This window comes from Pseudomonas sp. MWU12-3088 (assembly GCF_023242405.1).
Taxonomy (GTDB): domain Bacteria; phylum Pseudomonadota; class Gammaproteobacteria; order Pseudomonadales; family Pseudomonadaceae; genus Aquipseudomonas; species Aquipseudomonas kribbensis.
Map to the genome: position 1 here is coordinate 1 of NZ_JALJEA010000008.1, position 26,512 is coordinate 26,512.

At 57.2% G+C, this 26,512-nt stretch carries 39 protein-coding genes; 33 read left to right on the forward strand and 6 right to left on the reverse strand.

The annotated features are described in order from the left end of the window. Positions 1-173 precede the first annotated feature (173 nt). From rpsJ to bfr, 30 genes are all read left to right on the forward strand, one after another. Positions 174-485 (forward strand): 30S ribosomal protein S10, encoded by a 312-nt coding sequence (gene rpsJ / locus M5B98_RS18730; protein WP_003186070.1) that lies wholly within the window; start codon positions 174-176, stop codon positions 483-485. An 80-nt stretch (positions 486-565) separates the two neighbouring features. After that, entirely contained in the window at positions 566-1,201 is a 636-nt protein-coding gene (rplC, locus tag M5B98_RS18735; protein WP_007955641.1) for a 50S ribosomal protein L3, read from the forward strand. A 12-nt stretch (positions 1,202-1,213) separates the two neighbouring features. Then, positions 1,214-1,816, forward strand: coding sequence for a 50S ribosomal protein L4 (gene rplD, locus M5B98_RS18740; protein WP_003228735.1), 603 nt, complete (start codon positions 1,214-1,216; stop codon positions 1,814-1,816). Next, positions 1,813-2,112, forward strand: a complete 300-nt coding sequence (gene rplW / locus M5B98_RS18745) for a 50S ribosomal protein L23 (protein WP_002555488.1) — start codon at positions 1,813-1,815, stop codon at positions 2,110-2,112. The genes rplD and rplW overlap by 4 nt, the downstream gene beginning before the upstream one ends. A gap of 14 nt (positions 2,113-2,126) precedes the next feature. Further along, on the forward strand, positions 2,127-2,951 hold the full coding sequence (gene rplB / locus M5B98_RS18750) for a 50S ribosomal protein L2 (protein ID WP_016772943.1): 825 nt from the start codon (positions 2,127-2,129) through the stop codon (positions 2,949-2,951). 16 nt (positions 2,952-2,967) lie between these two features. Then, positions 2,968-3,243 (forward strand): 30S ribosomal protein S19, encoded by a 276-nt coding sequence (gene rpsS, locus M5B98_RS18755; protein ID WP_011336172.1) that lies wholly within the window; start codon positions 2,968-2,970, stop codon positions 3,241-3,243. An 11-nt stretch (positions 3,244-3,254) separates the two neighbouring features. Then, positions 3,255-3,587, forward strand: a complete 333-nt coding sequence (gene rplV / locus M5B98_RS18760) for a 50S ribosomal protein L22 (RefSeq protein WP_003103908.1) — start codon at positions 3,255-3,257, stop codon at positions 3,585-3,587. Positions 3,588-3,600: 13 nt separating this feature from the next. Beyond that, positions 3,601-4,287, forward strand: a complete 687-nt coding sequence (rpsC, locus tag M5B98_RS18765; RefSeq protein WP_085688068.1) for a 30S ribosomal protein S3 — start codon at positions 3,601-3,603, stop codon at positions 4,285-4,287. 12 nt (positions 4,288-4,299) lie between these two features. Next, positions 4,300-4,713 carry a 50S ribosomal protein L16 gene (gene rplP, locus M5B98_RS18770; protein ID WP_003228729.1) on the forward strand — a complete coding sequence of 138 codons (414 nt, stop codon included), beginning with the start codon at positions 4,300-4,302 and terminating at the stop codon, positions 4,711-4,713. Then, positions 4,713-4,904, forward strand: coding sequence for a 50S ribosomal protein L29 (gene rpmC, locus M5B98_RS18775; protein ID WP_002555481.1), 192 nt, complete (start codon positions 4,713-4,715; stop codon positions 4,902-4,904). Before rplP ends, rpmC begins: the two co-directional genes overlap by 1 nt. A 2-nt stretch (positions 4,905-4,906) precedes the next feature. Continuing rightward, entirely contained in the window at positions 4,907-5,173 is a 267-nt protein-coding gene (rpsQ, locus tag M5B98_RS18780; protein WP_003194644.1) for a 30S ribosomal protein S17, read from the forward strand. A 23-nt stretch (positions 5,174-5,196) separates the two neighbouring features. Next, positions 5,197-5,565, forward strand: a complete 369-nt coding sequence (rplN, locus tag M5B98_RS18785) for a 50S ribosomal protein L14 (RefSeq protein WP_002555479.1) — start codon at positions 5,197-5,199, stop codon at positions 5,563-5,565. 11 nt (positions 5,566-5,576) lie between these two features. Continuing rightward, positions 5,577-5,891: a 50S ribosomal protein L24 gene (rplX, locus tag M5B98_RS18790; protein ID WP_003186046.1), complete on the forward strand. Its 315-nt coding sequence runs from the start codon at positions 5,577-5,579 to the stop codon at positions 5,889-5,891. A 20-nt stretch (positions 5,892-5,911) separates the two neighbouring features. After that, the gene (gene rplE, locus M5B98_RS18795) at positions 5,912-6,451 is read left to right on the forward strand and encodes a 50S ribosomal protein L5 (protein ID WP_003210069.1); all 540 of its coding nucleotides are present in this window, start codon (positions 5,912-5,914) and stop codon (positions 6,449-6,451) included. 13 nt (positions 6,452-6,464) lie between these two features. Then, a complete protein-coding gene (gene rpsN, locus M5B98_RS18800) occupies positions 6,465-6,770 on the forward strand; it encodes a 30S ribosomal protein S14 (protein ID WP_003228726.1) in 306 nt (101 codons plus the stop codon). A 208-nt stretch (positions 6,771-6,978) separates the two neighbouring features. Beyond that, positions 6,979-7,371 (forward strand): 30S ribosomal protein S8, encoded by a 393-nt coding sequence (rpsH, locus tag M5B98_RS18805; RefSeq protein WP_011336171.1) that lies wholly within the window; start codon positions 6,979-6,981, stop codon positions 7,369-7,371. 12 nt (positions 7,372-7,383) lie between these two features. Further along, the gene (gene rplF, locus M5B98_RS18810; protein WP_065259511.1) at positions 7,384-7,917 is read left to right on the forward strand and encodes a 50S ribosomal protein L6; all 534 of its coding nucleotides are present in this window, start codon (positions 7,384-7,386) and stop codon (positions 7,915-7,917) included. A 10-nt stretch (positions 7,918-7,927) separates the two neighbouring features. Further along, entirely contained in the window at positions 7,928-8,278 is a 351-nt protein-coding gene (gene rplR, locus M5B98_RS18815; RefSeq protein ID WP_003186037.1) for a 50S ribosomal protein L18, read from the forward strand. 3 nt (positions 8,279-8,281) lie between these two features. Then, positions 8,282-8,782 carry a 30S ribosomal protein S5 gene (gene rpsE, locus M5B98_RS18820; RefSeq protein ID WP_007955637.1) on the forward strand — a complete coding sequence of 167 codons (501 nt, stop codon included), beginning with the start codon at positions 8,282-8,284 and terminating at the stop codon, positions 8,780-8,782. Between the two features lie 2 nt (positions 8,783-8,784). Next, positions 8,785-8,961, forward strand: coding sequence for a 50S ribosomal protein L30 (rpmD, locus tag M5B98_RS18825; protein WP_003176408.1), 177 nt, complete (start codon positions 8,785-8,787; stop codon positions 8,959-8,961). A gap of 3 nt (positions 8,962-8,964) precedes the next feature. Then, positions 8,965-9,402 (forward strand): 50S ribosomal protein L15, encoded by a 438-nt coding sequence (gene rplO / locus M5B98_RS18830; RefSeq protein ID WP_003228720.1) that lies wholly within the window; start codon positions 8,965-8,967, stop codon positions 9,400-9,402. Further along, positions 9,403-10,731, forward strand: coding sequence for a preprotein translocase subunit SecY (secY, locus tag M5B98_RS18835; RefSeq protein WP_003228718.1), 1,329 nt, complete (start codon positions 9,403-9,405; stop codon positions 10,729-10,731). A gap of 27 nt (positions 10,732-10,758) precedes the next feature. After that, positions 10,759-10,875 (forward strand): 50S ribosomal protein L36, encoded by a 117-nt coding sequence (gene rpmJ / locus M5B98_RS18840; protein ID WP_002555468.1) that lies wholly within the window; start codon positions 10,759-10,761, stop codon positions 10,873-10,875. A gap of 130 nt (positions 10,876-11,005) precedes the next feature. Then, the gene (gene rpsM / locus M5B98_RS18845) at positions 11,006-11,362 is read left to right on the forward strand and encodes a 30S ribosomal protein S13 (protein ID WP_003186020.1); all 357 of its coding nucleotides are present in this window, start codon (positions 11,006-11,008) and stop codon (positions 11,360-11,362) included. A gap of 30 nt (positions 11,363-11,392) precedes the next feature. Next, positions 11,393-11,782 carry a 30S ribosomal protein S11 gene (rpsK, locus tag M5B98_RS18850; protein WP_002555466.1) on the forward strand — a complete coding sequence of 130 codons (390 nt, stop codon included), beginning with the start codon at positions 11,393-11,395 and terminating at the stop codon, positions 11,780-11,782. An 18-nt stretch (positions 11,783-11,800) separates the two neighbouring features. Next, positions 11,801-12,421, forward strand: a complete 621-nt coding sequence (gene rpsD / locus M5B98_RS18855; RefSeq protein ID WP_003176404.1) for a 30S ribosomal protein S4 — start codon at positions 11,801-11,803, stop codon at positions 12,419-12,421. 22 nt (positions 12,422-12,443) lie between these two features. Beyond that, entirely contained in the window at positions 12,444-13,445 is a 1,002-nt protein-coding gene (locus tag M5B98_RS18860) for a DNA-directed RNA polymerase subunit alpha (protein WP_003186012.1), read from the forward strand. A 42-nt stretch (positions 13,446-13,487) separates the two neighbouring features. Then, positions 13,488-13,874 carry a 50S ribosomal protein L17 gene (rplQ, locus tag M5B98_RS18865; protein WP_007955635.1) on the forward strand — a complete coding sequence of 129 codons (387 nt, stop codon included), beginning with the start codon at positions 13,488-13,490 and terminating at the stop codon, positions 13,872-13,874. Positions 13,875-14,113: 239 nt separating this feature from the next. Beyond that, positions 14,114-15,568: a catalase gene (locus M5B98_RS18870; RefSeq protein WP_248743611.1), complete on the forward strand. Its 1,455-nt coding sequence runs from the start codon at positions 14,114-14,116 to the stop codon at positions 15,566-15,568. 149 nt (positions 15,569-15,717) lie between these two features. Then, complete coding sequence (bfr, locus tag M5B98_RS18875) at positions 15,718-16,185, forward strand: bacterioferritin (RefSeq protein ID WP_065259514.1); 468 nt, start codon at positions 15,718-15,720, stop codon at positions 16,183-16,185. A 65-nt stretch (positions 16,186-16,250) separates the two neighbouring features. Here the strand turns inward: bfr and uvrA are convergent, their stop codons facing one another. Beyond that, positions 16,251-19,085, reverse strand: a complete 2,835-nt coding sequence (gene uvrA / locus M5B98_RS18880; RefSeq protein WP_114885841.1) for an excinuclease ABC subunit UvrA — start codon at positions 19,083-19,085, stop codon at positions 16,251-16,253. A gap of 191 nt (positions 19,086-19,276) precedes the next feature. Here uvrA and M5B98_RS18885 point away from each other — a divergent pair, with 191 nt between their 5' ends. The 3 genes from M5B98_RS18885 to M5B98_RS18895 all read left to right on the forward strand — a co-directional run bounded on the left by M5B98_RS18885 (position 19,277) and on the right by M5B98_RS18895 (position 22,674). Next, a complete protein-coding gene (locus M5B98_RS18885; RefSeq protein ID WP_119428952.1) occupies positions 19,277-20,674 on the forward strand; it encodes an MFS transporter in 1,398 nt (465 codons plus the stop codon). Between the two features lie 9 nt (positions 20,675-20,683). Then, positions 20,684-21,202: a single-stranded DNA-binding protein gene (locus M5B98_RS18890; RefSeq protein ID WP_007966163.1), complete on the forward strand. Its 519-nt coding sequence runs from the start codon at positions 20,684-20,686 to the stop codon at positions 21,200-21,202. 266 nt (positions 21,203-21,468) lie between these two features. Next, a complete protein-coding gene (locus M5B98_RS18895; protein WP_248743612.1) occupies positions 21,469-22,674 on the forward strand; it encodes an acyltransferase family protein in 1,206 nt (401 codons plus the stop codon). Positions 22,675-22,742: 68 nt separating this feature from the next. Here M5B98_RS18895 and M5B98_RS18900 read toward each other — a convergent pair whose 3' ends face one another. The 5 genes from M5B98_RS18900 to M5B98_RS18920 form a co-directional block, all read right to left on the reverse strand. Continuing rightward, positions 22,743-23,900, reverse strand: coding sequence for a glutathionylspermidine synthase family protein (locus M5B98_RS18900; protein WP_248743613.1), 1,158 nt, complete (start codon positions 23,898-23,900; stop codon positions 22,743-22,745). Continuing rightward, positions 23,900-24,586 carry a DUF1190 domain-containing protein gene (locus M5B98_RS18905; protein WP_248743614.1) on the reverse strand — a complete coding sequence of 229 codons (687 nt, stop codon included), beginning with the start codon at positions 24,584-24,586 and terminating at the stop codon, positions 23,900-23,902. Before M5B98_RS18905 ends, M5B98_RS18900 begins: the two co-directional genes overlap by 1 nt. Before the next feature lie 17 nt (positions 24,587-24,603). Then, positions 24,604-25,029, reverse strand: a complete 426-nt coding sequence (locus M5B98_RS18910) for a DUF350 domain-containing protein (protein ID WP_085712345.1) — start codon at positions 25,027-25,029, stop codon at positions 24,604-24,606. 13 nt (positions 25,030-25,042) lie between these two features. Further along, a complete protein-coding gene (locus M5B98_RS18915; RefSeq protein ID WP_248743615.1) occupies positions 25,043-25,687 on the reverse strand; it encodes a DUF2491 family protein in 645 nt (214 codons plus the stop codon). Positions 25,688-25,810: 123 nt separating this feature from the next. Next, positions 25,811-26,509 (reverse strand): PspA/IM30 family protein, encoded by a 699-nt coding sequence (locus tag M5B98_RS18920; protein ID WP_114885831.1) that lies wholly within the window; start codon positions 26,507-26,509, stop codon positions 25,811-25,813. Positions 26,510-26,512: the final 3 nt, after the last annotated feature.

The window sequence follows — 26,512 nt, forward strand, 5'->3', positions numbered from 1 at the left end:
AAAAATCATCGAGTGATCTCTTTGTTGAGATAGCTTTGATGAGTTGAAAAAGCCCCCGCTTAGCGGGGGCTTTTTTATTGGGTTGACACCTATCTGGGGCGTCTATAGAATTGCGCCTCCTTTTAACGGGCGTATTGCGCCCGGTGGGAATAGCAGCCGGAGTCTGAAATCCAATGCAAAATCAGCAAATCCGTATCAGGTTGAAGGCTTTTGACCATCGCCTGATCGACCAATCAACCCAGGAAATCGTGGAAACCGCGAAACGTACTGGTGCTCAAGTGCGTGGTCCAATTCCACTGCCTACCCGTAAAGAGCGGTTCACCGTTCTGGTTTCCCCGCACGTCAACAAAGACGCGCGTGACCAGTACGAAATCCGCACTCATAAGCGCGTTCTGGACATCGTCCAGCCAACGGATAAAACCGTTGATGCTCTTATGAAGCTTGATCTTGCGGCCGGTGTGGAAGTGCAGATCAGCCTCGGCTAAGACTCGGTCTTGGTCGTGTAACGCTCTGAAATGGGCGGCCATAGCGGGTGAAAGCCCCGTACACTCATGAGGTTTACAACATGACTATTGGTGTAGTCGGTCGTAAAGCGGGTATGACCCGTATTTTCACCGAAGAAGGTGTCTCCATTCCGGTCACGGTCATTGAGATCGAGCCGAATCGCGTCACCCAGTTCAAAACTGAAGAAACCGATGGCTATCGTGCAGTGCAAGTCACTGTCGGCGAGCGTCGTGCTTCCCGTGTTACAGCTGCTCAGGCTGGCCACTTCGCCAAGGCGAACGTTGCCGCTGGTCGTACCGTAATGGAATTCCGCCTTGAAGAAGGCGAGTACCAGGCCGGCGATCTGATCAACGCTGAAATCTTCGCTGCTGGTCAACTGGTTGATGTAACCGGTCAGTCCAAAGGTAAAGGCTTCCAGGGTACGATCAAGCGTTGGAACTTCCGCGGGCAAGATAACACCCACGGTAACTCCGTATCCCACCGCGTCCCAGGCTCTATCGGCCAGTGCCAGACTCCTGGTCGTGTATTCAAGGGCAAAAAAATGTCCGGTCATATGGGCGCTGAGCGCGTGACCGTGCAGTCCCTGGAAGTAGTGCGCGTGGACGCTGAACGCAATCTGTTGTTGGTCAAGGGTGCTGTTCCTGGCGCTACTGGCGGCAACCTGGTTGTACGTCCAGCAGCCAAGGCTCGCGGTTAAGGGGAAGCTGACATGCAATTAAATGTAAATGACGCTCAAGCGATCGAAGTTTCCGAACTGACATTTGGCGGCGAGTTCAACGAGACGCTGGTTCACCAAGCAGTCGTGGCCTACATGGCTGGCGGCCGTCAAGGTAGCAAGCAGCAAAAGACCCGTTCCGACGTTCGTGGTGGCGGTAAGCGCCCATGGCGTCAGAAAGGTACTGGCCGTGCTCGTGCCGGTACCATCCGTAGCCCAATCTGGCGCGGCGGCGGCACCACTTTCGCAGCTCGTCCACAGGATCACTCCCAGAAGCTGAACAAGAAGATGTACCGCGCAGCAATGCGTTCCATCCTTGCTGAGCTGGTGCGTACTGATCGTCTGGTCGTGGTTCAGGATTTCGCAGTTGAAACTCCGAAAACCAAAGACCTGCTGGGCAAACTGAACAACATGAGCCTGACCGACGTTCTGATCGTGTCTGACGCTGTTGATCAGAACCTGTACCTGGCTGCTCGTAACCTGCCACACGTAGATGTACGTGACGTGCAAGGTTCCGATCCAGTTAGTCTGATCGCATACGACAAGGTGTTGATCACCGTGTCGGCCGTGAAGAAATTCGAGGAGCTGCTGGGATGAACCAGGAACGCGTATTTAAAGTTCTGCTTGGCCCGCACGTTTCCGAGAAGGCTACGGTTCTGGCAGACAAGAAAGGCCAGTTCGTTTTCAAGGTTGCTACCGATGCAACCAAGCTGGAAATCAAGAAGGCCGTCGAAAGCCTGTTCAGCGTGAAAGTTGAGCGTGTTACTACCCTGAACGTTCTGGGTAAGAGCAAGCGCACCGCTCGCGGTCTGGGCAAGCGTAATGACTGGAAGAAGGCAGTTATCTCCCTTCAGCCAGGCCAAGATCTCGATTTCAGCAGCAGTGCTGAGTAAGGAAGGGGTGCATCATGGCAATCGTTAAATGCAAACCGACTTCCCCTGGCCGCCGTTTTGTGGTCAAGGTGGTCAACCAGGAGCTGCATAAAGGCGCTCCTCACGCACCGCTGCTCGAGAAAAAATCGAAGTCTGGTGGTCGTAACAACAATGGCCGCATTACCACTCGTCACATCGGTGGTGGTCATAAGCAGCATTACCGTATGGTCGATTTTCGTCGCAACGACAAAGATGGCATCGTCGCCACTGTCGAGCGTATCGAATACGATCCAAACCGTACTGCTCACATCGCACTGCTGTGCTACGCAGACGGCGAACGCCGCTACATCATCGCCCCTAAAGGCGTGAGTGCTGGCGACCAGCTGATCGCAGGCGCTCTGGCTCCAATCAAGCCAGGCAACGCTCTGCAACTGCGCAACATTCCAGTCGGTTCTACCGTACACGGCATCGAACTGAAGCCAGGTAAAGGCGCACAGATCGCTCGTTCCGCTGGTGCTTCGGCTCAGCTGATCGCTCGTGAAGGTGTGTACGTTACCCTGCGTCTGCGTTCCGGTGAAATGCGTAAAGTGCTGGCTGAGTGCCGTGCGACCCTGGGCGAAGTCTCGAACTCCGAGCACAGCCTGCGTTCGCTGGGTAAAGCTGGTGCCAAGCGCTGGCGTGGCGTTCGCCCAACCGTTCGTGGTGTTGCCATGAACCCGGTTGACCACCCACATGGTGGTGGTGAAGGTCGTACCTCTGGTGGTCGTCATCCGGTATCGCCATGGGGCTTCCCGACTAAGGGCGCGAAGACTCGTGGTAATAAGCGTACCGACAAAATGATCGTCCGTCGTCGCAAGTAAATAGAGGGATACGACAGTGCCACGTTCTCTGAAAAAAGGTCCTTTTATTGATCTTCACCTACTGAAGAAGATCGAAGTGGCGGCGGAAAAGAACGATCGCAAACCAATTAAGACTTGGTCGCGCCGTTCGATGATCCTGCCACAAATGGTCGGTCTGACCATCGCAGTACACAACGGTCGTCAGCACGTCCCAGTTCTCGTTAACGAAGACATGGTCGGCCACAAACTGGGCGAGTTCGCCGGTACCCGCAACTATCGCGGGCACGTGGCAGACAAGAAAGCCAAGCGTTAAGGGGTAAGGAAATGGAAGTAGCCGCTAAGTTGTCGGGCGCTCGAATCTCCGCCCAGAAAGCCCGCTTGGTCGCCGACCAGATCCGCGGGAAGAAGGTGGGCGAAGCGCTCAACCTGTTGGCTTTCAGCAGTAAGAAAGCCGCCGAGATCATGAAAAAAGTGCTGGAGTCGGCCGTAGCCAACGCCGAGCATAACGAAGGCGCAGACGTTGATGACCTGAAAGTCAGCACCGTTTTCGTCAACGAAGGGCGTTCGCTGAAGCGCATCATGCCACGTGCCAAAGGCCGTGCTGATCGCATCGTCAAGCGGTCTTGCCATATCACTGTCAAGGTTGCTGACAAGTAACGGAGTCGAAGAGATGGGTCAGAAAGTACATCCCATTGGCATTCGCCTGGGAATCGTCAAGGAGCACACCTCCGTCTGGTACGCAGACGGTCGGACTTATGCGGACTATTTGCTCGCAGATCTGAAGGTGCGTGAGTATCTCCAAGACAAACTAAAAAGCGCGTCCGTAAGCCGTATCGATATCCATCGTCCGGCTCAAACTGCACGCATCACCATCCACACCGCTCGTCCAGGTATCGTTATCGGGAAGAAAGGTGAAGATGTTGAAAAACTGCGTCAGGACCTGACCAAGCAAATGGGTGTGCCTGTGCACATCAATATCGAAGAGATCCGCAAGCCGGAACTCGACGGTATGCTGGTTGCCCAGAGCGTAGCTCAGCAGCTGGAGCGTCGTGTGATGTTCCGTCGCGCCATGAAGCGCGCCGTACAGAACGCCATGCGCATTGGTGCCAAAGGCATCAAAATCCAAGTGAGCGGTCGTCTCGGCGGTGCTGAAATCGCACGTACTGAATGGTATCGCGAAGGTCGTGTGCCACTGCACACCCTGCGTGCCGATATCGACTATGCCACCTACGAAGCTCACACCACCTACGGTGTGATCGGTGTAAAGGTTTGGATCTTCAAAGGCGAAGTAATTGGTGGTCGCCAAGAAGAACTGAAACCACAAGCACCAGCGCCTCGTAAAAAAGCTGCTAAGTAAGGGGTACGCCAAATGTTGCAACCAAAGCGTACGAAGTTCCGCAAGCAGATGACCGGCCACAACCGTGGTCTGGCACTGCGCGGTAGCAAAGTCAGCTTCGGCGAGTTCGCGCTGAAGTCTGTTGCTCGTGGTCGTCTCACCGCTCGTCAGATCGAGTCAGCGCGTCGTGCTCTGACCCGTCACGTAAAACGTGGTGGCAAGATCTGGATCCGTGTATTCCCGGACAAGCCGATCTCCAAGAAGCCTCTCGAGGTTCGTATGGGTAAAGGTAAGGGTAACGTGGAATACTGGGTTGCCCAGATTCAGCCAGGCAAAGTCCTGTATGAAATCGAGGGTGTTTCTGAAGAGCTGGCGCGTGAGGCTTTCGCCCTGGCTGCTGCAAAGCTGCCGCTCGCCACCTCCTTTGTTAAACGGACGGTGATGTGATGAAAGCGAATGAACTTCGTGAAAAATCCGCACAGCAGCTGAACGAGCAACTGCTCGGCTTGCTGCGCGACCAGTTCAATCTGCGCATGCAGAAAGCAACTGGCCAGTTGGGGCAGTCTCATCTGCTCTCGCAAGTTAAGCGTGACATCGCTCGCGTGAAGACTGTGCTCAACCAGCAGGCAGGTAAGTGATCATGGCTGAAGCCGAAAAAACTGTCCGTACGCTGACTGGCCGTGTTGTCAGCGACAAGATGGACAAAACCATCACCGTTCTGATCGAGCGTCGCGTTAAGCACCCGATCTACGGTAAATACGTTAAGCGTTCGACTAAGCTGCACGCGCACGACGAAACCAATCAGTGCCACATCGGCGACAAAGTCACTATTCGTGAAACTCGTCCGATGGCCAAGACCAAGTCTTGGGCGCTGGTTGATGTTCTCGAACGCGCTGTGGAAGTCTAAGGGCTAGGGGTCGGAGAAATTATATGATTCAGACTCAATCCATGCTCGATGTGGCCGATAACAGCGGCGCTCGCCGTGTTATGTGCATCAAGGTGCTGGGTGGCTCCCATCGTCGTTACGCTGGTATCGGTGACATCATCAAAGTTACCGTTAAGGAAGCAATTCCTCGCGGTAAAGTGAAAAAAGGCCAAGTGATGACTGCTGTTGTAGTCCGCACTCGTCACGGCGTACGTCGTGCTGATGGCTCCATTATCCGCTTTGATGGCAACGCTGCTGTTCTTCTGAACAACAAGCAAGAGCCGATCGGCACCCGTATCTTTGGGCCAGTGACCCGTGAACTTCGTACTGAGAAGTTCATGAAGATCGTCTCGCTCGCCCCAGAAGTGCTGTAAGGAGATCCGACATGCAAAAGATTCGTCGTGACGACGAGATCATCGTGATCGCCGGCAAAGACAAAGGTAAGCGCGGTAAGGTGCTGAAGGTTCTTGCTGACAACCGTCTGGTTGTTGGTGGTCTGAACCTGGTCAAGCGTCATACCAAGCCTAACCCGATGTCGGGCGTACAGGGCGGTATCGTCGAGAAAGAAGCGCCACTGCACGCTTCCAACGTCGCCATCTTCAACGGCGAAACCAACAAGGCTGACCGCGTTGGTTTCAAAGTAGAAGACGGTAAGAAAATTCGTGTCTTCAAGTCGACCCAAAAAGCGGTTGATGCTTGAACACTGCTAGGTAGAAGACCATGGCACGACTAAAAGAGATTTACCGGAAGGAAATCGCACCGAAACTTAAGGAAGAACTTAAGCTTTCGAACGTGATGGAAGTTCCGCGCGTTACCAAAATCACCCTGAACATGGGTCTGGGCGAAGCGATCGGCGACAAAAAAGTCATCGAGCACGCTGTTGCTGACCTGGAAAAGATCACCGGCCAGAAAGTCGTTGTGACCTACGCTCGCAAATCCATCGCTGGCTTTAAAGTCCGTGAAGGTTGGCCGATCGGCGTCAAAGTGACCCTGCGCCGTGAGCGTATGTACGAGTTCCTGGATCGTCTGCTGTCGATCTCCCTGCCTCGGGTTCGCGACTTCCGCGGCCTGAATGCCAAGTCCTTCGATGGTCGTGGCAACTACAGCATGGGCGTGAAAGAGCAGATCATTTTCCCGGAAATCGACTACGACAAGATCGATGCTCTCCGCGGTCTGGACATTACCCTGACCACCACTGCCAAGAACGATGACGAAGGCCGCGCTCTGCTGCGTGCTTTCAAATTCCCGTTCCGCAACTGATTGGAGTAGGAAAATGGCCAAGAAGAGCATGAAAAACCGTGAGCTGAAGCGTCAGCTCACCGTTGCCAAGTACGCCACCAAGCGTGCAGCGCTGAAAGCTATCATCGTTGATCTGAACGCAAGTCCAGAAGCGCGTTGGGAAGCTACCGTAGCTCTGCAGAAGCAGCCACGTGACGCAAGCGCTTCGCGCATGCGTAACCGCTGCCGCCTGACTGGTCGTCCGCACGGCGTTTACCGCAAGTTCGGCCTGGGCCGTAACAAGCTGCGTGAAGCTGCAATGCGTGGTGACGTTCCAGGTCTGGTTAAAGCCAGCTGGTAATTGCTGTCAAAGTCTCGATGGTCGGGGTCGCAAGAACCTGACCATCGGTGGCCTTGAACATGAATCAAGCCCCTTTTGGGGCTTGATTCATTTCTGGGGTGTGTCTAGAATGACCGGCTCGCCTGAGCCCGTGTTTTTCTGCCCGGAATTTCTCGGCGACAAGTAGTAGCCGCAAGGCTAATTTTTCTGTATTAGGAGCGTCTAGCCCATGAGTATGCAGGACCCGTTAGCGGACATGCTAACTCGAATCCGTAATGCCCAGATGGCTGAAAAGTCCGTCGTAAGCATGCCTTCTTCCACGTTGAAGGTGGCTGTAGCTAAAGTCCTGAAGGACGAAGGTTACATCGCGGGTTATCAGATCAGCAGCGAAACCAAACCACTGCTGTCTATCGAGCTGAAATATTTCGAAGGCCGTCCGGTTATCGAAGAAGTCAAGCGCGTTAGCCGTCCAGGCCTGCGTCAGTACAAGTCCGTCGAAGAACTGCCAAAAGTACGTGGCGGTCTCGGCGTGTCTATCGTCTCCACCAACAAAGGTGTGATGACTGATCGTGCTGCGCGCGCTGCCGGTGTCGGCGGCGAAGTTCTTTGCACTGTGTTCTAAGGGGGGATAAGCATGTCTCGCGTCGCTAAGAACCCCGTTAAGCTGCCAGCCGGTGTCGAAGTAAAATTCGCAGGCCAACAGCTTTCGGTGAAGGGTGCCAAGGGTACTCTTGAACTGAACGTCCATTCGTCCGTTGAGATCGTTGAAGAAGCCGGTGAGCTGCGTTTTGCTGCTCGCAATGGCGATCAGCAGACTCGCGCAATGGCCGGTACCACTCGTGCGTTGGTAAACAACATGGTCCAGGGCGTAAGCCAAGGCTTCGAGCGCAAGCTCCAGCTGGTCGGTGTTGGTTACAAAGCGCAAGCAAAAGGTCAGGTGCTGAACCTGGCTCTTGGCTTCTCGCACCCAGTGGATTACGAACTGCCGGAAGGCATCACCGCTGAGACTCCTAGCCAGACCGATATCCTGATCAAGGGCATCGACAAGCAGCTGGTAGGTCAAGTGGCCGCCGAGATCCGCGACTTCCGTCCACCAGAGCCGTACAAAGGCAAAGGTGTGCGCTACGCGGACGAAGTCGTCCGTCGTAAAGAAGCCAAGAAGAAGTAGGGCATAGCAAATGACCGACAAAAAAGTTACTCGACTGCGTCGCGCTCGCAAAGCACGCCTGAAAATGCACGAACTCGAAGTCGTGCGTCTCTGCGTGTTCCGCTCTTCGCAGCACATCTACGCCCAGGTCATTTCGGCCGACGGCAACAAAGTCCTGGCAAGCGCCTCGACTTTGGATAAAGAACTGCGTGATGGCGCCACTGGCAACATCGACGCGGCCACTAAGGTTGGCCAGCTGGTCGCTACGCGTGCTAAGGCCGCTGGCGTCTCGCAGGTGGCTTTCGACCGCTCTGGCTTCAAGTACCACGGCCGCGTAAAAGCGCTGGCTGATGCTGCTCGTGAAGCTGGGCTGGAGTTCTAAGTTATGTCAAATAACGACCAAAAGCGCGACGAAGGCTACATCGAGAAGCTGGTTCAAGTTAACCGCGTAGCCAAAACCGTTAAAGGCGGCCGTATCTTCACTTTCACCGCGTTGACCGTGGTTGGTGATGGTAAGGGCCGTGTTGGCTTCGGCCGTGGCAAGTCGCGTGAAGTGCCTGCTGCGATCCAGAAGGCAATGGAAGCTGCTCGCCGCAACATGATCCAGGTTGATCTGAACGGCACTACCCTGCAGTACGCAATGAAGTCCGCTCACGGCGCTTCGAAGGTGTACATGCAGCCTGCTTCTGAAGGTACCGGTATCATCGCTGGCGGCGCTATGCGTGCTGTCCTCGAAGTTGCTGGCGTTCAGAACGTTCTGGCCAAGTGCTACGGCTCGACTAACCCTGTAAACGTGGTTCACGCCACTTTCAAGGGTCTGAAGGCTATGCAGTCTCCTGAGTCCATCGCAGCCAAGCGTGGCCTGCGTGTTGAGGAGATCAAGTAATCATGGCTACCGTTAAAGTTACGCTGATCAAAAGCATGACCGGCCGCATCCCTAACCACAAACTGTGCGTTAAGGGTCTGGGTCTGCGTCGCATCGGTCACACTGTAGAAGTCCAGGATACTCCCGAGAATCGCGGGATGATCAACAAGGCTTACTACATGCTGCGTGTCGAGGGTTAATCGATGAAACTCAATGATCTGAGTCCAGCGCCGGGTTCCCGTCGCGAAAAGCATCGTCCGGGCCGTGGTATCGGTAGTGGTTTGGGTAAGACTGGTGGCCGTGGTCACAAAGGTCAGACCTCCCGCTCCGGTGGCACCATTGCTCCAGGCTTTGAAGGCGGTCAACAGCCGCTGCATCGTCGCCTGCCGAAGTTCGGTTTCGTTTCCCTGAAAGCCATGGACCGCGCAGAAGTGCGTCTGTCCGAGCTGGCTAAAGTGGAAGGCGACATCGTCACCGTGCAGTCCCTGAAAGATGCCAACGTGATCAACGTCAACGTACAGCGTGTGAAAATCATGCTGTCCGGTGAAGTGACTCGCGCTGTCACTATCGGCAAGGGAATCGGCGCCACCAAAGGTGCGCGTGCGGCTATCGAAGCAGCTGGCGGCAAGTTCGAGGAATAAATGGCTAAGCAAGGTGCTCTCTCTGCGCTCGGCAAAGGCGGTATGTCTGAACTCTGGGCTCGTCTGCGTTTTCTGTTCCTGGCGATTATCGTCTACCGAATAGGCGCACACATCCCGGTTCCAGGTATCAACCCGGACCGACTCGCGGACCTGTTTCGACAGAATGAGGGGACCATTCTTAGCTTGTTCAACATGTTTTCCGGCGGCGCGCTGGAACGGATGAGCATCTTTGCACTGGGGATCATGCCGTACATTTCGGCATCGATCATCATGCAACTGATGACCGCCGTCAGCCCGCAGCTGGAGCAGTTGAAGAAGGAAGGTGAAGCTGGCCGTCGCAAGATCAGCCAGTACACCCGCTACGGCACCGTCGTCCTCGCTCTCGTTCAGGCCATTGGCATGTCCATTGGTCTGGCAGGGCAGGGCGTTGCGTTCACTGGTGACTTTGGCTTCCATTTCGTCGCGGTATCCACGTTTGTGGCTGGTGCGATGTTCATGATGTGGCTGGGTGAGCAGATTACTGAGCGTGGTGTAGGCAACGGTATCTCGATGTTGATTTTTTCGGGAATCGTCGCCGGTCTTCCGAGAGCAATCGGGCAGTCTTTCGAGTCTGCGCGTCAGGGTGATATCAACATCTTCGCCCTGGTTGCCATCGGTTTGCTGGCAGTAGCGATTATCGGTTTCGTGGTGTTCATTGAGCGTGGTCAGCGTCGTATCGCTGTTCACTACGCCAAGCGTCAGCAAGGCCGCAAGGTTTTCGCTGCGCAGACTAGCCACTTGCCGCTGAAGGTGAACATGGCCGGTGTTATTCCGGCTATTTTCGCGAGCAGCATTCTGCTGTTCCCGGCTTCGTTGGGTGCCTGGTTTGGTCAGTCTGAAGGTATGGGCTGGTTGCAGGACATCTCGCAGTCGATCGCTCCTGGTCAGCCGTTGAATATTCTGCTGTTTAGTGCAGGGATTATTTTCTTCTGCTTCTTCTATACGGCGTTGATGTTCAATCCGAAAGACGTAGCGGAAAACCTGAAGAAGTCCGGTGCCTTTATTCCGGGCATCCGTCCAGGTGAGCAGTCTGCGCGCTACATTGATGGCGTTCTGACTCGCTTGACCATGTTCGGTGCTCTTTACATGACGGCCGTGTGCCTGTTGCCCCAGTTCCTGGTGGTTGCAGCAAACGTTCCGTTCTACCTTGGCGGGACCTCGTTGCTGATCGTGGTCGTGGTTGTGATGGACTTCATGTCCCAAGTACAATCGCACCTCGTTTCGCACCAGTACGAATCCCTGATGAAGAAAGCCAACCTGAAGGGTTACGGCAGCGGCATGTTGCGCTGAGTACCCATAAGGTTCGAGGAGTTGGTGATGAAAGTTCGTGCATCGGTGAAAAAGCTGTGCCGTAACTGCAAGATTATTCGCCGCGAAGGTGTTGTTCGAGTAATTTGCAGCGCGGAACCGCGTCACAAACAGCGCCAAGGCTGAGTGTGATTGTGCTTCAAGCCCGGCAGCTAGTGCGCTGCCGGGTTGATTATTTGTTATTACAGCGATATTATCTCGCGCCCTATTTCTTGGCTTCCGGGGCGTAGGTAGCTGTCAATTGGAGTCCCACTGAATGGCCCGTATTGCAGGCGTTAACATTCCAGATAACAAGCATACTGTTATCTCGCTGACCTACATCTATGGTGTTGGTCGCACTACTGCGCAGAAAATCTGTGCAGTGACTGGGGTAAACCCAGCAGCAAAGATCAAGGATCTGAGCGACGAGCAAATTGAACAGCTGCGTGGCGAAGTGGCGAAGTTCACCACTGAAGGTGACCTGCGTCGCGAAATCAACATGAAAATCAAGCGCTTGATGGACCTCGGTTGCTATCGCGGTCTGCGTCATCGTCGTGGTCTGCCAGTACGCGGTCAGCGTACCAAGACCAACGCGCGTACCCGTAAAGGTCCGCGTAAGCCGATCCGCAAGTAATCGCCCCAGCGAATCGACAGGAATTTAATCATGGCAAAACCTGCTGCTCGTCCTCGTAAAAAAGTTAAAAAGACAGTGGTTGATGGCATCGCCCACATCCATGCCTCTTTTAACAACACCATCGTGACCATTACCGACCGTCAAGGTAACGCTCTTTCCTGGGCTACCTCCGGTGGTTCGGGTTTCCGCGGTTCCCGCAAGTCCACCCCGTTCGCTGCTCAAGTAGCTGCTGAGCGTGCTGGTCAAGCTGCGCTGGAATACGGCCTGAAAAACCTCGACGTAAACGTCAAGGGCCCAGGTCCAGGTCGTGAATCCGCAGTCCGCGCTTTGAACGGCTGTGGCTACAAGATCGCCAGCATCACCGACGTGACGCCAATCCCGCACAACGGGTGCCGTCCGCCGAAGAAGCGCCGCGTGTAATCCAGGAGATTGTAAAGAATGGCTCGTTACATTGGTCCAAAATGCAAACTCGCTCGTCGCGAAGGCACCGATCTCTTCCTGAAGAGCGGCGTGCGCGCGATCGAATCGAAGTGCAACATTGAAGCAGCACCTGGTATCCACGGCCAACGCCGCGGTCGCCAGTCCGACTACGGCACCCAACTGCGTGAAAAGCAGAAGGTCCGTCGTATCTACGGCGTTCTCGAGCGTCAGTTCAGCGGCTACTACAAAGAAGCTGCTGGCAAGAAAGGTGCAACCGGTGAAAACCTGCTGCAACTGCTCGAATGCCGTCTGGACAACGTCGTATACCGTATGGGCTTTGGTTCGACTCGTGCCGAATCCCGTCAGCTGGTATCGCACAAGTCGATCAGCGTTAACGGTCAGACCGTAAACGTTCCTTCGTACCAGGTTCGTGCTGGTGACGTGGTCGCTGTTCGCGAGAAAGCAAAAAATCAACTTCGCATTGTCCAAGCTCTCGATCTGTGTGCTCAACGTGGCCGCGTAGAGTGGGTAGAAGTAGACACTGAGAAGAAGTCGGGCGTTTTCAAGAACGTTCCTGCTCGCAGTGATCTGTCCGCCGACATCAACGAAAGCCTGATTGTCGAGCTCTACTCCAAGTAAGGGCTAGAAAATAGGTGCATCCATGCAGATTTCGGTAAATGAGTTCCTGACACCCCGCCATATTGATGTGCAGGTTGTCAGTCCAACCCGCGCCAAGATCACTCTCGAGCCTCTCGAGCGTGGTTTCGGCCACACCCTGGGCAACGCGCTGCGCCGCATCCTGTTGTCCTCAATGCCCGGCTGCGCAGTAGTCGAGGCCGAGATTGACGGTGTGCTCCACGAGTACAGCGCCATCGAAGGTGTACAGGAAGACGTAATTGAAATCCTGTTGAACCTTAAAGGTCTGGCTATCAAGCTGCACGGCCGTGACGAAGTTACGCTGACCTTGTCGAAGAAGGGTTCGGGGGTGGTTACCGCTGCCGATATTCAGCTGGATCATGATGTCGAGATCGTTAATCCCGATCACGTAATCGCTAACCTGGCGTCTAACGGCGCCCTGAACATGAAGCTCACCGTAGCTCGTGGTCGTGGTTATGAACCAGCAGACTCGCGTCAGAGCGATGAAGACGAAAGCCGCAGCATCGGTCGCTTGCAGCTTGACTCTTCGTTCAGCCCGGTTCGCCGTATCGCATACGTGGTGGAAAACGCCCGTGTCGAGCAGCGTACCAACCTGGACAAGCTGGTTATTGATCTGGAAACCAACGGTACTCTGGATCCTGAAGAGGCTATCCGTCGTGCTGCAACCATCCTGCAACAGCAGTTGGCTGCGTTCGTCGACCTCAAAGGTGACAGTGAGCCAGTGGTTGTCGAGCAGGAAGACGAGATCGATCCGATCCTGCTTCGCCCGGTTGACGATCTGGAACTGACTGTACGTTCGGCTAACTGCCTTAAGGCGGAAAACATCTATTACATCGGTGACCTGATCCAGCGCACCGAAGTAGAGCTGTTGAAGACTCCGAACCTGGGCAAGAAATCCTTGACTGAAATCAAGGACGTTCTGGCCTCCCGCGGTCTGTCCCTCGGCATGCGCCTCGACAACTGGCCGCCTGCAAGTCTTAAGAAGGACGACAAGGCGACTGCCTGATCGTCGTAATCACCGAACGTAGTGTTTGGTAAGGAATGAACCATGCGTCATCGTAAAAGTGGTCGCCACCTGAGCCGCACCAGCTCGCACCGCAAGGCCATGTTCCAAAACATGGCAGTGTCGCTGTTCGAGCACGAGCTGATCAAAACTACTCTGCCAAAAGCCAAAGAACTGCGCCGCGTTGCCGAGCCGCTGATCACTCTGGCCAAGACAGACAGCGTTGCTAACCGTCGTCTGGCTTTCGACCGTACTCGTTCGAAGGCTATCGTTGGTAAGCTCTTCAACGACCTGGGCAAGCGTTACGCTACCCGTGAGGGTGGCTACCTGCGCATCCTCAAGTGCGGTTTCCGCGCTGGCGACAACGCGCCTATGGCGTACGTCGAACTGGTTGATCGTGCTGTCGGCGGTGAAGCTGTATCCGCTGAGTAAGACGTCAGTCTGAAACAAAGAACCGGGCCTAGTGCCCGGTTTTTTGTGCCCGTAAGAAAAGCGCCGTTCGTACAAGCTTCTACCCTGTTTGGGTCTGCACTATGTGCTGGGTTTTTATTGTTAGTTATTTTCTATTGATGACCATGAGTTAATGAATTTGTGGCTGTCATATTGATGATCGATACTCCCCAACAAGCCGATTAGCCGGCAGTTCAAGACTGACAGAGGAAGAAGATCGCATGAGCCAGAACAAGACGCTTACGACTGCCAGCGGTGCGCCAGTCGCCGATAACCAGAACTCTCGCTCCGCCGGGCCGCGCGGACCGTTGCTGCTCGATGACTTTCATTTGATCGAAAAGCTTGCTCACTTCAACCGCGAAAACATTCCTGAGCGCCGTGTGCATGCCAAGGGTTCGGGCGCCTACGGCACCTTCACCGTCACTCGCGATATCACGCAATACACGAGCGCCAAGCTGTTTTCCGCTGTGGGTAAGCAGACGCCGACTTTCCTGCGGTTCTCCACGGTGGGCGGTGAGCGTGGCTCGGCTGACACCGAGCGCGACCCTCGTGGTTTCGCTCTGAAGTTCTACACCGAAGAAGGCAACTGGGACATCGTTGGTAACAACACGCCCGTGTTCTTCATTCGTGATCCGCTGAAGTTTCCTGACTTTATCCACACCCAGAAACGCTTGCCGCAGAGCAACCTGAAAAGTGCACAGATGATGTGGGACTTCTGGTCGCATTCGCCCGAGGCGCTGCATCAGGTCACCATTCTGTTCTCTGATCGTGGCATCCCGGATGGCTACCGTCATATGCACGGCTTCGGTAGCCACACTTACAGCTTGATCAGTGCTCAAGGCGAGCGTCACTGGGTGAAGTGGCACTACAAGACCAAGCAAGGGATCAAGAACCTCGCGCCGGCAGATGCGGCACGCCTGGCGGGCACTGATCCGGATTACGCTCAGCGCGACTTGTTCGAGGCCATCGAGCGTGGTGACTTCCCGAAATGGCGCGTGTGCATCCAGATCATGACCGAGGCCCAGGCCGCGGCGCATTACGAGAACCCGTTTGACGTGACCAAGACCTGGTCGCAGAAGGAGTTCCCGCTGATCGAAGTCGGTGAGCTGGAGTTGAATCGCAATCCGCTGAACTACTTTGCTGAAGTCGAGCAAGCCGCGTTCGGCCCAAGCAACATGGTGCCAGGCGTCGGACTTTCGCCGGATCGCATGCTGCAAGGTCGCGTATTCGCTTATGCCGATGCGCATCGCTATCGCGTAGGCACCAATCACCAGCAATTGCCGGTGAATGCCCCGCGCAGCCCGGTGAATACCTACCAGCGTGACGGTTCGATGGCTTTTGGCAGCAATGGTGGCGCGGCTCCGAACTACGAGCCGAACAGCTACGTGGAGTCGCCGAAACAGGCTCCGCACTACGCCGAACCGGCACTGGCCCTGAGCGGTGCGGCTGATCGCTACGATCACCGCGAAGACACCGACTACTACAGCCACGCGGGTGCGCTGTTCCGTTTGATGAGCGACGAGCAGAAAGCCTTGCTGGTCAACAATATCGCCGGTGCGATGGCCGGCGTCTCGAATGACGTGGTGGACCGCCAGTTGCAGCATTTCTACAAGGCTGACCCGGCGTACGGAGAAGCAATCGCAAAGCTGCTCAACGTACAGCTTAACGAAGTCTAAACGAGAAGCAGAACCGCCCTCATTGGGGCGGTTTTTGCGTTATTTAACCTGCTTTTCTCAGAATATCTTCGCTTTTATTGCGCGAAGTAAGTGACCTTGCGGTCATGTTGGTTCAAACTACAGGCTTTCAAGAAGGGAGATGTAGGGCGATGCAAGGCCACCCAGACGTTATCGATTACCTCAACACGTTGCTGACCGGCGAACTGGCCGCGCGTGACCAATATTTCGTTCACTCGCGGATGTATGAGGACTGGGGATTCACCAAGCTCTACGAACGAATCAACCACGAGATGGAAGAGGAAGCCGGTCACGCCGATGCGCTGATGCGCCGGATTCTGATGCTCGAGGGCACCCCGCGCATGCGTCCGGATGACCTGGATGTCGGCACCACGGTGGAGACCATGCTCGAAGCGGATCTGCGCCTGGAGTACAAGGTGCGTGCCGCACTGTGCAAAGGCATCGAGCTGTGCGAGAAGCACGGCGACTACGTAAGCCGCGATATCCTCAAGCTTCAGTTGCACGACACTGAAGAAGATCACACCTACTGGCTCGAAAAGCAGTTGGGCCTGATCAAGTTGATCGGTATCCAGAACTACCTGCAATCCCACACATCCTGATTGCAACCGATACAAAAAAGTCCCTGTCACTGAGGAAGTGACAGGGGCTTTTTCATGGCCGGCAATCAGGCCCGGTCGCGGATCAGCAGTGGTTTGAGGTAATGGCCGGTGTGAGATTGCTTCATCTCGGCCACTTCCTCAGGCGTACCGGTCGCGATGATCTGCCCACCTTTCGAGCCACCCTCGGGGCCGAGATCCACCAGCCAGTCGGCGGTCTTGATCACGTCGAGATTGTGTTCGATCACCACCACGGTGTTGCCGTGGTCGCGCAGGCGATGCAGCACATCGAGCAGTTGCTGGATGTCCGCGAAGTGCAGACCGGTGGTCGGCTCATCGAGGATGTACAGGGTCTTGCCGGTGTCACGCTTGGACAGCTCGCGGGACAGTTTGACCCGCTGCGCCTCACCACCGGACAGCGTGGTCGCCGACTGTCCGAGCTTGATGTACGACAGGCCCACATCCATCAGCGTCTGCAGCTTGCGCGCCAGCGCCGGCACCGCGTCGAAGAATTCCCGCGCTTCCTCGATCGTCATCTCGAGGGTTTCGTGGATGCTCTTGCCCTTGTATTTGATTTCCAGGGTTTCGCGGTTGTAGCGCTTGCTCTTGCACACATCGCACGGCACGTAGATATCCGGTAGGAAGTGCATTTCCACCTTGATCAGGCCGTCGCCCTGGCAAGCCTCGCAACGACCGCCTTTGACGTTGAACGAAAAGCGCCCCGGGCCATAACCACGGGAACGGGATTCCGGCACGCCGGCGAACAGTTCGCGGATCGGCGTAAACAGCCCGGTGTAGGTCGCCGGGTTGGAGCGCGGTGTGCGACCGATCGGGCTCTGGTCGATATCGACGACCTTGTCCAGATGCTCCAGGCCCTTGATGCTGTCGTGAGCTGCCGCTTCCAGAGTGGTCGCGCCGTTGAGGGCCGTGGCGCTCAGTGGAAACAGCGTGTTGTTGATCAGCGTCGATTTGCCGGAGCCGGAAACACCGGTCACGCAGGTCAGCAAGCCGATCGGGATCTCCAGGTCGACATTGCGCAGGTTGTTGCCCCGCGCGCCCTTGAGCGACAGCACCTGCTTCTTGTTGCGCGGCGTGCGCTTGGCCGGCACTTCGATCTTGACCCGACCCGACAGGTATTTACCGGTGAGCGAGTCCGGGTGCGCCATGACTTCATCCGGCGTACCTTCGGCGACGATCTGCCCGCCATGAACCCCGGCGCCCGGGCCGATATCCACAACGTAGTCGGCCAGACGGATCGCGTCTTCGTCGTGCTCGACCACAATCACCGTGTTGCCGATATCCCGCAGGTGCTTGAGGGTGCCGAGCAGACGGTCGTTGTCACGCTGGTGCAGACCGATGGACGGCTCATCGAGGATGTAAAGAACGCCAACCAGACCGGCGCCGATCTGACTGGCCAGACGAATCCGCTGGGCTTCGCCACCAGACAACGTGTCCGCGCTGCGATCCAGCGACAGGTAATCCAGCCCCACGTTGACCAGGAACTGCAGACGCTCGCGGATTTCCTTGAGAATCTTGTCGGCAATTTCACCACGGCGACCGGTCATTTTCAGCTCGCCGAAGTAGTCGCAGGCATCACCGATCGGCAGGTTGGTCACCGCCGGCAGGGTTTTCTCGCCAACCCACACGTGTCGCGCTTCGCGACGCAGGCGGGTGCCGCGGCAATCCGGGCACGACTGGGTGCTGAGAAACTTCGCCAGTTCTTCGCGCACGCTCGCCGATTCGGTTTCGCGGTAGCGACGCTCGAGGTTCGGCACGATGCCTTCGAACGGGTGCGAGCGCTTGACGATGTCGCCCCGGTCGTTGAGGTATTTGAAATCGACGTTCTGCGAGCCGCTGCCGTGCAGGATGTATTTCTGTTGATCGGCCGGCAGTTCGTTGAACGGCTGCTCGAGGCTGAAGCCGTAATGCGCGGCCAGTGAACCGAGCATCTGGAAGTAATAGACGTTGCGCCGGTCCCAGCCGCGGATCGCGCCTTCGGCCAGGGTCAGTTCACCGTTGACCAGACGCTTGATGTCGAAAAACTGCTTCACGCCCAGACCGTCACAGGTCGGGCAGGCGCCGGCCGGGTTGTTGAAGGAAAACAGCTTGGGTTCCAGCTCGCTGATCGCATGGCCGCAGATCGGGCAGGCGAAGCGCGCGGAGAAGATCATCTCTTCACCCGGCTCGTCATCCATTGGTGCCACGAGAGCGATGCCGTCCGCCAGTTTCAGTGCGGTCTCGAAGGATTCGGCCAGACGCTGCTGCAGGTCGGCGCGAACCTTGAAGCGGTCGACCACGACTTCGATCGTGTGCTTCTTCTGCTTATCCAGTTTCGGCAATTCGTCCAGCTCGCAGAGCCGGCCGTTGACCCGGGCGCGGACGAAGCCCTGGGCGCGCAACTCTTCGAACACCGACAGATGCTCGCCCTTGCGCTCGCGGATCACCGGCGCCAGCAGCATCAACTTGCTGCCTTCCGGCTGTGCCAGTACCAGATCGACCATCTGGCTGACGGTCTGCGCTTCCAGCGGGATGTCGTGATCCGGGCAACGTGGCGTACCGACGCGCGCATAGAGCAGACGCAGGTAGTCGTAGATCTCGGTGATGGTGCCGACCGTGGAGCGCGGGTTGTGCGAGGTCGACTTCTGTTCGATGGAGATCGCCGGCGACAGGCCTTCGATGGTGTCGACGTCGGGCTTTTCCATCATCGACAGGAACTGCCGGGCATAGGCCGACAGGGATTCGACATAGCGGCGCTGACCTTCGGCATAGAGCGTGTCGAAGGCCAGGGACGACTTGCCGGATCCGGACAGGCCAGTGATGACGATCAGTTTGTCCCGTGGCAGGGTCAGGTCGATGTTCTTCAGGTTGTGGGTACGGGCCCCACGTATCAGGATCTTGTCCAAAGTGGCCTCGCTCGGCGGGCGTCGAAAACACAGGAGTATACGGCCAAATACTGGATGGATGCACACTATCGAATGAAGGGTTTTCCACCTTGCATGAAGAGAGTTTCATCTATACGCGTCATAGCGTCGCGATATACCCCGTCTTTCAATGGGACTGGTAGAATCGCCGCCGGTTCACACGAGGTTTTTCCATGCACGATCCCCACAGCGAACGCATGAGTGGCAGCGAGACCCGCGCGGCGAGCGGTCTGGCCCTGGTGTTCGCCTTCCGTATGCTTGGCATGTTCATGGTGCTGCCGGTACTGGCGACTTATGGCATGGATCTGGCGGGAGCGACCCCGGCCCTCATCGGGCTGGCGATTGGCGCTTACGGCCTGACCCAGGCGATTTTCCAGATTCCGTTCGGGATCATTTCCGATCGTATCGGCCGTCGTCCGGTGATTTACCTGGGGCTGATCGTCTTCGCCCTCGGCAGCGTGCTGGCGGCCCAGGCCGACTCGATCTGGGGCGTGATTGCCGGCCGAATTCTGCAGGGCGCCGGCGCAATTTCCGCAGCGGTCATGGCATTGCTTTCCGACCTGACCCGCGAACAGCACCGTACCAAGGCCATGGCGATGATCGGGATGACCATCGGCCTGTCGTTTGCGGTGGCCATGGTGGTCGGTCCGTTGCTGACTCGCGCATTCGGTCTTTCCGGCCTGTTCCTGGCCACCGGTGGCATGGCGCTGGTGGGGATCGTGATCGTGCTGTTCATGGTGCCGAAATCCACCGGGCCGCTGAGTCATCGGGAGTCCGGCGTGGCGCGGCAGGCGTTGATGCCGACGCTCAAGCACCCGGACCTGCTGCGCCTGGATCTGGGCATTTTTGTGTTACATGCGATGTTGATGTCGAGCTTCGTCGCGCTGCCCCTGGCCCTGGTGGAGAAAGCCGGGCTGCCCAAGGAACAGCACTGGTGGGTCTACCTTACAGCCCTGTTGATCTCTTTCTTCGCCATGATCCCGTTCATCATCTACGGCGAGAAGAAACGCAAAATGAAACGAGTTTTGCTCGGCGCCGTCATGACGCTGATGCTCACTGAGCTATTCTTCTGGCAGTTCGGTGACAGCCTGCGGGCTCTGGTGATCGGAACGGTGGTGTTCTTTACCGCGTTCAATCTGCTGGAAGCCTCGCTGCCGTCGCTGATCAGCAAGGTTTCACCGGCGGGTGGCAAGGGCACGGCCATGGGCGTGTACTCCACCAGCCAGTTCCTCGGTTCGGCACTCGGCGGGATTCTCGGCGGCTGGATGTTCCAGCATGGCGGTCTGTCGGTTGTGTTCCTCGGATGTGCCGGGCTGGCTGCCATCTGGCTGGCCTTTGCTGTTACCATGCGCGAACCACCCTACGTGACGAGCCTGCGCTTGCCGTTGTCGCCCGAGGCGATCCGCGAAGCGGGTCTGGTCGAGCGCCTCAGGGCCCTCGTAGGGGTAACAGATGCAGTGATAGTCGCCGATGAAGCGGCTGTTTACATCAAACTGGATAAAGAATTAGTGGATCGCGACACCCTCGAACGCCTGGTGAACAACCCGGCCGGGGCTGCTTGCGAAGCCTAGGAGAACGTTATGGCCCGTGGGGTTAACAAAGTCATATTGGTCGGCACTTGCGGCCAGGATCCCGAAGTTCGCTACTTGCCTAACGGTAACGCCGTGACCAACCTGAGTCTGGCAACCAGCGAACAGTGGACCGACAAGCAGACCGGTCAGAAGGTCGAGAAGACCGAGTGGCACCGCGTATCGATGTTCGGCAAGGTAGCCGAAATCGCCGGCGAATACCTGCGCAAGGGTTCGCAGGTGTACATCGAAGGCAAGCTGCAGACCCGCGAGTGGGAAAAAGACGGCATCAAGCGTTACACCACCGAGATCGTGGTCGACATGCAAGGCACCATGCAACTGCTGGGTGGCCGTCCGCAACAGGGCGACCAACAAGGCGGTGGCAACAACTATCAGCAGCAGGCGCCGCGCCAACAGGCTCCACGTCCGCAGCAGTCGGCTCCTCAGCAGCGTCCGGCCCCGGCTCCACAGCAGGCCGCGCCGCAGCCAGCTCCGGATTTCGACAGCTTCGATGACGATATCCCGTTCTGATCGAAGTCGCTGAACCAGGCCCGTTCTGGATTCGAAGCCCCCGCATTGCGGGGGCTTCGTCGTTTTGGCGGTTGCACTCGGCTTTTGGATGTTCGTGAACTGACTGATCAGTCCCGGCGCTCAGGGCGGTAAAGTTTCGCGAAGAGTCTTGAAGGCAGGGGCAAGCCGATCCATGATCGGTCCCGGCGCTTTCGAGCCCGTCCATTTTGCAAGAACGGGCTCCCCGGCGTCGGGCGTCAGTTCCATCACAAGAACAAGAGAAAACAATGAGCAGTAGCAAGAACAAGGAAATCGAGTACCTGCGCGGCGTGGCGATCCTGATGACGGTGTTGGCCCACAGCGCGCTGTTGCTGCCGTTCCATGACGAGTTCATGGTAAAGCTGTTCAGCGTCTATTCCCCTTGGTCGGGGGTGGATCTGTTCTTCTGTATTTCAGGTTTTGTCGTCAGCAAGGCTTATCTCGACTACTTCGACAAGAACCGCGAGCAGAACCGGTTCGGTCTTGCCGCCACTTCATTCTGGATTCGTCGCGCCTATCGTCTGCTGCCCACGGCGTGGCTGTGGGTGCTGATCCCGTTGGCGTTTTCGATCTTTTTCAACCAGTCGAATGCCTTCCAGTCGTGGTTCGAGAACCTGCGCAGCTTCACCGCCGTCGCGACATTCACGGGGAATCTGGCAAACCAGTACGGCGTACTGTTGGGGCCGAACTCGGTGTACTGGAGCCTGGCGCTGGAGGAGCAGTTCTACTTCATTTTCCCGCTGTTCCTGTTGCTGATCACCTCCACGCGCTGGCGGGTGATTACCCTGATCGCGCTGATTGCTTTGCAATTCCCCTTCAATCGCTATGCGTTTGGCGGACCATTGGCCGGCATGCTGTTCTCGTTCCGTCTGGATGCGATGATGTGGGGCATCTTGCTGTGCCTGTTCACGCGCACATCGCTGTACAAGGACATTGAACCCACGGCATTGGGTGCCAGCCTGTTCAAGCGGCTGGCACTCACGCTGTTCCTGCTTTACATGCTCGGTGCCATTGCCGGTCAGATGATCGCCATGCCGATCGCGGTGGGACTGATCGCAATCAATGCGTTGATTCTCGTGTGGCTTTCCAGCTACCAGAAGGGTTACATCTACTGCCCGGCGATTTTGAGCGGGATCGGACAATGGCTAGGGTCGCGCTCATATGCCTTGTACGTTGTGCATATGTTCGCCTACCACCTGAGCACCGAGATCTGGAGCCGGGTGGCCAGCGAACGGGGTGTCACGTTGGGCGCAGAGTTCACCGTGCCGATGTTGCTGACCTCGTTTGCAATCATGTTGTTGTGCAGCGAGTTGAACTATCGTTTTGTCGAAACCCCATTGCGTCGTCGCGGTGCGGAAATCGCGCGCCGGAGAATGGCCGGGGTCAGCACTGTCGAGCCGGTCAAGGAAAAGCCAGCGTCCGAGGTGCCGGCGCGTACGACCGAATTGTCTTGACTGACGCCGGAAACGAAAAACCCGTAGCGCGCAAACGCTACGGGTTTAATGAGATGGTCAGCCTCGAATCAGTCAAGAATCAGGTGCGGTAAAAACCGGCTCGAGTCCTTGGTGATCAGGCTGTTGTCCTCCCGCACGCCAATCCCCGCCGCCTGATCGCCGATGACCCAGGAACCGATCAGCGTGTAGCTGTCATCGAATTTCGGCAGAGGTGCGAATTCCTGCAGGATGAAGGGCGCATCCGTGTAGGGACCATCCTCTTTGACGATCAGACCGTCAGCAGTTTGCAGTTCGATGTTGGCACCTTCCCGGGAGAAGTACGGTTTGCGCACCCAGCCTTTCGGCACTGCGCTGGCCGGATTCGGATCGAGATGAGCGGCCAGCAGATTCGGATGGCCCTTGTGCAATTCCCAGAGCAGGGGCAGGGCGCCTTTATTGGAGAGAATGGCTTTCCATGCCGGTTCAAAAAACTGCGTATCGCAATCGGCAATGGCTGCACCGAACGGCTCGTGGAAGATGAACTCCCAGGCGTGCAGCTTGAACAGGTGCGGGATCCAGCGATCTTCGAGATCGACGAAACGTCCATCCGTTGTCAGGCCGATGTCTTCGATATCGATGTGCCGCGATTCGATGCCGACCTTTTCCGCAATCAGTCGCAGGTAGTCCGTGGTGCCTTTGTCCTCGACCGAGCCTTTCATTGAGGCGAAGTAGAACGGGCGCTTGAGTTTCAGCGCAGCAAAGGCTTCGTGCAGGCGGGTGTCGATGCTGTTGAACTGGTCGGCATGGCGCGGCAGCATCCCGCGCTCGATGCATTGCTCAAGCCAGCCCCACTGGAATGCCGAGGCTTCGTACAGGCTGGTGGGCGTGTCGTAGTTGAGCTCCAGCAGTTTCGCCGGGCCGTTGCCGCTGTAGGAGAAGTCCATGCGTCCGTACAGATGCGGATGACCTTCCAGCCAGGACGTTCGGATCATGTCGTAGTACGACGCAGGAATGCTCAGGCGATCGAGCAGTTCCTCACTGCGCACGACCCGGTCCACCAGATCCATGCACATCTCGTGCAGTTCGGTGGTCGGATCCTCGAGATCGTTTTCGATCTGCGCGAGCGTGAACTGGTAGTACGCGCGCTCGTCCCAGTAGGGCTCGTCGTCGATGGTGTGAAACAGAAAACCAAGGCTTTCGGCCGTCTGTTTCCAGTCGTGGCGCTCGGCGCAATGGATCTTCTTCATCAGCTGCTCGAACTGCCCCAGCCGCCCCAACCGCTGCGTGCGCTGGACTGGCTGCCGAAACCGCCACGGGAAGTGGAAGACGCCACGTTGACCGATTTACTACGGGAGCTGGTGTAGTCCGAATTGCTGCGAGTGGTCGGAGCCGATTCGATCCGCCGGTTCAGCGTCGAAGTGTCGTACGTCTGGCGCGTATCGCGGTCGCGATACACCGTCCGCGAGTTGTTGCTCATGGCATTGCCGATCAGCCATCCGGTCAGCCAGCCGTTGCTCGACCCTCCACCGCTGGAGACGTGGGTCGTGTTCTGGGTGGTCTGCACTGGCTCGGCATTGCCTTCCGGCATCTGCGCATTGGCAATCGCATCGAGGTTCTGTGCCGGCTCGGTATTTTGCGGCACCTTGAAACCACCGAGCTTCGGCACAAAGCGGCCGTCGGAATTCTTCTGACACCAGCCGGTGGCGAAGTCCGCGTCGCATTTGGTTTTGTCGTCATAAGCCGGGGCGATGCGCCGGTGTTCGGCCAGGGCCGCGACGTAGGCATTCGAGCAGGCATCGGCTGCCACTTCGGCGTCGACACACTGTTCCACGTTCTGGAAGGTGCGCTGTTGTTCCTGGGCGGCCGCTTCACCGGAAATCGCCAGGGCCACCGAAGCGGCGAGGGACAGTTGAACGTACTTGCTTCGTTTCATCTCGGGCTTCCTGCCGATCAGTAGGACGGGGTCATGCACGCGGCGTTGAGCATGCCGACGCTGATCGCCACCGCTGCCACGTAGATGCCGGCGGCAACTTCACCGTTGGCGATGCGCTGGGACGTGCCTTTGAGTACCAGCCCGGTGGCCAGGAATGCCAGCAGTTGCACCGCAGCGGCGATCACGGCCCAGAGGACGAAATCGAGGACGTTGATCGAGTGGGCGATGATGTTGCTCGCCGGAATCGCGAAACCGATGATCGCACCCGACAGGGCGATGGCAGCAGCATTGTTACCGCCGCGAATCAGTTCGAATTCCTTGTGCGGCGTGATGCGGGTGTAGACGAACTGAAACAGCATGAACAGCAGCACGGCGCCAATCAGATAGGCGGCGAAACCGACCAGCGCGGCCTTGTTCAGGGAAACGGACAGCACTTCCAGCATGGGGAACTTCCTTTTAAATGGTGCTCAGATCGGTGGTGTACAACGAGATGCCCAGCGATGTGCTCAGGCTGACGGTGCCTTCTTCGTCCTGTTCGACAGAGAACAGCAGCAGTTCGCGGCGGTCGGTCAGGCCGGTTTCCCGGGCGTACAGCATCGAATGGTGTTCGATGGTGTAGGACTCGTCGGGATTGGCCACTTGTTCGGTGAGCGGGACCAGTTCGGTCTGGCCGCGTTCGGTGCCCCATTCACGGGTGAAGGACACGCCGTCATGGGTGTAGGCCGGCAGGCCGATCAGGCTGTTAGGGCCCGCCAGACGCTGCAGTTCGGCGTCACTGTTGACCGTGACATAGCTGACGTAATTGAACAGCGTCACCGATTCGATCTGATCGTCGCCGGTGACGTGGACTTGCAGCCAGAAATCTTCGTTGTCCAGGTAGTAGCGATACAGCTTGTTCGACTGGCCGAGGTCGATCCAGCCGGCGCTCCAGATGGCCTGGGCATCGGGGACCCGTACCGAGGTGCTGCCGTCGAGCAACAGGGCGAGGGTCGTATCGAACCGGATCCCCTTGCCCTGCGCCAGGCCCAACGGGCCGCTGGCCGCCTCGCGTGCAGGTGCAGGTGCCGAACCGGTGCCGAGCAAGTTCTTTAACCATCCCATGGGTACATTCCTTGAAGCGGGTGGAGGTGTTCGTTGGCAAAACGCCGCTAGTGTACCGGCCTCGTGACAAACGAGCAGGCAAAAAAGAAGGGCACCCGGTGCCCTTCTTTTCTCTGGCGGCCCTTACTGGGCCGACTTCTGCTTCAGTCGCTCGAGGATCGCGTTGGCGCTGCCCTCGTTCGGCGTGATGCCGGCGTCGCGCAGTTTGCGCTCCAGATCGTTGCCGGTCGTGGCATCGGCCAATTCGTCCTGAGCGTTCAGCTCGGCGGCGCGCTGCTTTTGCTTTTCTTGCAGACGGTTCAGGGTGCCGACTGCAGTTTCCAGTTTGCCATTGGCACCGCCGCTGGCGATGGATGCGCTGACCTGCGCTTTCTGCACGCTTTCACGGGCCTTGGCCATGTCCACTTGCTGACGCAGGCTTTTGATCCGCGCTTCGGCCTTGTTGATGTCCTTGCGCATGTTGTCGGCGTAGGTGCCGAATTCGTCGCTCTGGGCTTTCTCGGTGCTCAGGTCGTTGGTCAGGGTCGAAATCGCTTCGGCCACTTCCATCGCCAGATCTTCACGGCCGGCGTTCAGGGCGGAGACTGCCTTGGCTTCCAGGTCCTTGATCTTGGCGTCGTACTCGCTCACGCGGTCGGCGGACAGCTTGTGCTTGGCCATGATGGTGACCAGTTCGCGACGGGCGTTGGACAGGGCGCTGTCGGCATCACGGATTTCCTGGTCGAGGATGCGCAGGGCCTGTTGGTCGACGATCGCTTCGCCGACTTCATTGGCGCCGCCGCGCAGTGCGGTGAACAACTTGCTCCAGATGGACTGAGTCATTGG